Annotated in this window: 2 protein-coding genes and 1 pseudogene; 1 reads left to right on the forward strand and 2 read right to left on the reverse strand. The window is 66.8% G+C overall.

Annotated features, from left to right (window positions below):
- Nucleotides 1-157: pseudogene (locus RT688_RS23480) on the reverse strand (alcohol dehydrogenase catalytic domain-containing protein); the annotation flags it as partial.
- Between the two features lie 257 nt (nt 158-414).
- Between RT688_RS23480 and RT688_RS23485 the strand changes: the two are divergent.
- Complete coding sequence (locus RT688_RS23485) at nt 415-2,556, forward strand: TonB-dependent receptor (RefSeq protein ID WP_313707241.1); 2,142 nt, start codon at nt 415-417, stop codon at nt 2,554-2,556.
- Nucleotides 2,557-2,578: 22 nt separating this feature from the next.
- On the opposite strand, the gene RT688_RS23490 is transcribed toward RT688_RS23485, so the two are convergent.
- Entirely contained in the window at nt 2,579-4,903 is a 2,325-nt protein-coding gene (locus RT688_RS23490; RefSeq protein ID WP_313707242.1) for a TonB-dependent receptor, read from the reverse strand.
- Nucleotides 4,904-5,302 lie beyond the last annotated feature (399 nt).

Below are 5,302 nucleotides of genomic sequence, written 5' to 3' on the forward strand. Positions count from 1 at the left end.
CCGGATCGGCGCCCGACAGGGTGTAGTAATCGGTGTGACAAATGCCGGTGGCCTTCACTTCCACCAGCACTTCGCCGGCGCGCGGGCCGTCGAGGTCGACGTCGGCGACGATCAAGGGTTCCCCGGCTTTCCAGGCAATGGCTGCTCTCGTTTTCATGTTCTCTTCCGTATCGATAAGGTTTGCCAACGGTGGACACGCCGGCAACTGTCCAATGCCGTGTCAGCTGTTCAGATCTGAAACAGGTGTGCCACGATGCGTTGCGCCAGCTGCCCCGGCGACGGCGTCGATGCGCCCAGAGCACAGCCAATGCAAGCGCCGTGCCACGCCGGCAAGCCATGGCAGGCATATTGCTTGGACAGGCGAGGCGGCCGGCAGCGATACCGGCCCGGTTCATCCAACAGACGGAGACATGCATGCGGCAATCATTTCCATCCCGGCCAAACATCATCGCCGCGCTGCTCGCGGCGGGCGGCGCGGCGTTCGCGGTTCCCGGCAAGGTTCAGGCGGCCGAGCCTGCCGCGGACGCGCCCGTGCCGGTCGTCATCGTGACCGGCAGCCGGATCGAGCAGGACAGCTTCGACTTCCCGGCCGCGGTCGACATCGTCGATGCCCAGCGCATCGGCGCGGCCCAGATGCGGGTCAACGCCTCCGAGGCGCTGTCCGCGGTGCCGGGGCTGGTGGTCCTGAACCGCCAGAACTATGCGCAAGACCTGCAGATTTCTTCGCGCGGCTTCGGCGCGCGCTCGGCCTTCGGCGTGCGTGGCGTACGCCTGATCGCCGACGGGATCCCGGCCTCGATGCCCGACGGCCAGGGCCAGGCCGCCACCTTCAACCTCGACATGGCCGAGCGCATCGAAGTGCTGCGCGGGCCATTTTCTGCGCTCTACGGCAATCACTCGGGCGGCGTGATCCAGCTGTTCACCCGCGACGGCCAGGGCCGGCCGAGTGTCGAGACGACGGTATCCGGCGGCAGCGACGGCACCCACAAGATCGACCTGAGCGCCCAGGGCGAGACGGACGGCATCGGCTACGTGGTCGACGTCTCGCGCTTCGACACCGACGGCTACCGCGACCATAGCGCTGCCCGGCGCGACCAGGGCTTTGCCAAGCTGAGCGTGAAGCCGGACGCCGGCATCCGCCTGACCATCACCGCCAGCACCTTGACGCAAGACGACACCGAGGATCCGCTCGGCGTGACCTGGGCCACGTTCCAGCGCAACCCGCGCGCCGGCGAAAGCGACCCGACCGATACACAAGCGCCGCGCCGCACCTTCGCCGAGCGCTACAACACGCGCAAGAGCATCGACCACCAGCAGGGCGGCGCCGTCTTCGAACAGCGCTTCGGTCCGGACCGGCTGCGCATCACGGCCTATGCTGGCAAGCGGCAAGTGGTCCAGTACCAGGCCTTTTCGCGCGGTTTCCAGGCCCCGCCCACCCATTCGGGCGGGGTGGTCGACTTCGACCGCGACTTCCACGGCGCCGACCTCCAGTGGCTGATGGTGCGCCAGCTCGCCGGCGGCAAGCTCAGCACGACATTCGGCCTCGAATACAGCCGTTCGAAGGACGATCGCCAGGGCTACGAGAACTTCGTCGGCACCGAACTTGGCGTGCGCGGCGCCCTGCGGCGCGACGAGACCGACAAGCTCTCCAGCCTCGATCCTTACGTGCAGACCCAATGGGAAGGCGGCCCCTGGCTGCTGACGGCGGGCCTGCGCCGCAGCAGCCTGGACGTCGACGTGGAAGACCGCTTCCTGTCGAACGGCATCGATAGCGGCGGCGTCGACTACAGCAAGGTGAGGCCGGTGCTGGGCGCGCTCTACAAGGTATCACCGCAACTAAACGTCTACCTCAGCGCGGCGCGCGGCTTCGAGACGCCGACGTTGAACGAGCTGTTCTATTCGAACGGCGGCACCGGCTTCAACTACCGGCTGAAGCCGGCCAGCAGCCGTCACCTAGAGCTCGGCGCCAAGGCGAAACTGGGCGAGAACGCGCGCATCGAGGCGGCCCTGTTCCAGGCACGGACCGACGACGAAATGGTGGTCGAGTCCTCGGCCGGCGGACGCACCAGCTATCGCAACGCGAGCGAGACCTTGCGCCGGGGAGCGGAGGTGTCCGCCGAAGCCGAGTTCGGCGCCGGCTTGAGCGCAAGGCTGGCGCTGACGCTGCTGCGGGCGACCTATGAAACCGGCTTCGGAAATGTCCCTGCCGGCAGCCGGCTGCCGGGCGTGCCGCGTGCGAACCTGTTCGGCGAACTGGCCTGGAACGACGAAGGCGGACGCTTCGGCGCGGCCCTGGAGACGATCGCGAGCGGCAAGATCTACCCGGAGGACACCAACGTCGAGCGTCCGGCCCCGGGCTATGCGATCGTCAACGCGCGCGTGCAGGCGCGCCAGACGGTCGATCGCTGGCGCTTTCGCCAGTTCCTGCGCTTGAACAACCTGTTCGACCGCGATTATGTCGGCTCGGTGATCGTGGGCGATGCGAATAAACGCTACTACGAGGCCGCGCCCGGGCGCCAGTGGACGGTCGGCGTCAGCGCGCAGTACACCTTCTGATGCCCAGCGGGCGCTGCGGCTTTCAGAAGGTGGTGCGCAGCCCGGCCATGACGGCGCGCGGCGCACCCGGCGCCACGAAACGGGCATGGGCGGATTCGGCCTCGCCCTCGTGCGGCTTGAGCAGGACGCCGCGCGGGAACAGGTCGGGGCCGATGGCGCCATAAGTTTCGTAGCGGCGGTCGAACACGTTGCTCACGCGCGCGAACAGTTCCCAACCGCCGGCCGGACGGTAGCTGGCGCGCAGGCCCATTAACACGTGCCCGCGCACGCGCCAGTCGCCGCGCTCGGGTTCTTCTCCCGGTTCCGGATCCTCGACCAGGCCATCCTCGTTGCCCTGGGTGCCCAGGCTGCTTGCGCCCTGCAGGTCGATGCCGAGCTCGAAACGCGGGTTTACGCGCCAGTCGAGCGACAGCTTGCCGCTGTGGCGCGGCAGCCCGGCCCCGCGCGTCCCGCGCTGCACCTGCACGTTGCGTGCGCCGGTGAACAGCTCGCCGTCGGCATCGTAGGTCGCTTCCAGGTAGCTGTAGGCCAGGTGCAGGCCGAGCGGGCCGAAGCGACGCGTCAGCGTGGCGTCCAGTCCTTGGTGGCGGGTGCGTTCGAAATTCGCAAAATAGCCCTGGCGCGAGGGTGCGCTGAGAAAGAGGATGTCGTCGTGGTTGACGGTACGGTGCAGCGACACGGTATAGCGGCCATCAGGCCACTCGTTCCGCACCCCTGCTTCGACAGTGCGCGCGATCACCTGTTTCAGGTAGGGGTCGGCCTGCAGTCCGACCGGCAGGCGACAGGGGTTCTCGGGATCCGCGCAACCGAGTTCGATCACGGTCGGCACGCGGTTGCCCTGCGCGATATTCGCGAACAGGGTCGGGCCGGCGCCGAGCTGGTGCGTGAGGCCGAGCGCGGGGTTCAGGCGGGTATAGGTAAAACTTTCCGTTGGCTGCGGCCCGCGTTCGTTGGTGAGCGTGTTGCGTACGCGCGCGCGGTTCCAGCGTGCGCTCGCGGTCAGCTGGGTGGACGGAGAAAACGCGTGACTGACCGCCGCATACAGGCCGAAGGCGCGCGAACTGCCGGTCACCGATGCATCGGGCTCGCGCTCCTCGTCCGGGTCGCCGATCACTTCGCGCTCAGGCGTGATGAAGGCTTCCTGCTCGAACTGGGCGTATTCGGAACTGCTGTAGTCATAGGTGAAGCCGACATCGAGGCGGTTCGCACCGCGCAAGGTACTGAAGGCGGCGCTGACGCCTCGCCCTTTCTGGCGGGTGCTGGTGGTGTTCAGCACGCCAGGGTGCAGGGCCGCGCCTTCCTCGCGCGTATAGCTGCACTCGTCGGGTTCGAGCGCGGCGCCGCCGGCATCGAAACCGTCTTCGCAATCTTCGACGTAGTCGTCGTAGTCTTCGCTGAGGTCGCCGTTGACGGTGTCGCGGCGGCTATTGCGCACATAAGCGGTGGCGGTGAGTTCGCTGTCGGCACCGAGACGGCGGGTCAGGTTGAAACTGCCCTGGCCGAGCCGATTGCGCGTGGTGTCCGGATGGGTATAGACGGCGCGGCGGTCGTCGTCGTACAGGGAATCGGGCAGGAGGCCGTTGCCGAGCAGCCGGCTGCGCCCGCCCAGCAGTGCCAGGCTCCAGTCGGTGTCGCCCTGCGAGCGGCCGACTTTCAGCAAGACGTTGCCGAGGTGGCCGGCCGAATGATCGCGCCAACCCTCGTCGTCGAACAGGGTGGCGCCGACAAAACTGTGCCATCCGCTCGTATCGTGCCAACCATAGGCGAGATCGGCGCGGCGCCGACCGTGGTCAGTGGCCGACAGCCCGGCTTCGCCGCCCGGATGGCTCAGTCCGGACTTGGTGGTAAAGGCGAGCGCGCCCCCCAATGTATTCAGGCCATACAGCGGATTCGCGCCAGGGACCAGCAGCACGCTGCCAATCGCGGCCTCGGGCAGCATGTCCCAGTTGACCACGTCGCCGAAGGCTTCGTTCACGCGCACCCCATCCAGGTAGACCGAAATGCCTTGCGCGCTGCCAAGCACGGGAGAGGCGCGAAAACCGCGGAAAGTCAGGTCGTTCTGGAAAGGGCTGCCGGATACCTCGTTCACGTTCACCCCGGTGAGCGAGCGCGCCATGAACTCGGCCAGGTTCTCTCCCGCCCGCGGCAGGTCCTTGTCGCCGACGAGCTGGACCGGATAAGGCAGGAGCTTGCGCTCGATACCCAGGCCCGGCAAGGGCGCCATGCCGACCACTTCCACCCTGGCGATCTCGCCGCCATCGGGCGCCGGCTCGGCGCCCGCGCCGGCCGGCAGCAAGGCCGCAGCGATGACGCACGCAAGCTGCTTGCGAACGGGCGGGCCATTCATGGCCGGAGGCCCTGGAAACCGGAGGCGAGGCTGTGCATGGTTGTCCTGTCTGGAAGTTCAAGCCAACCATAGGACGAGCAAGGGACATGCCAATGCCAGATGTGGGAGGTGTGTGCAGGCCTGTTCGAAAACTGAACAGCTGTGTCTGAAAGCTGTCACGCCAGCTGATCAGTTTTGATACAGATATTCGGCGCGCATCATCGGTTCTTGTAGGGTGGGCGCGGCCGGCGTGGGCTCTCGAGCCCACGCGGTCTCATCGGCCGAACATCCGCGGCGTGAAGAGAATGGGAGAACCGACGAAAACAAACACCTGAAACGCAAAAAACCCCGCAGAGATCACTCTACGGGGTTTTGCTTATAACTAGCCTGACGATAACCTACTTTCACACTGGTTGCAGC

The sequence above is a fragment of the Massilia sp. genome (assembly GCF_032106685.1).
GTDB lineage: Bacteria > Pseudomonadota > Gammaproteobacteria > Burkholderiales > Burkholderiaceae_D > Telluria.

Bases quoted from the DNA above. Each gene is read 5' to 3' on its own strand.
- RT688_RS23485 (WP_313707241.1), top strand. From the start codon at position 415: ATGCGGCAATCATTTCCATCCCGGCCAAACATCATCGCCGCGCTGCTC.
- RT688_RS23490 (WP_313707242.1), bottom strand. From the start codon at position 4,903: ATGAATGGCCCGCCCGTTCGCAAGCAGCTTGCGTGCGTCATCGCTGCG.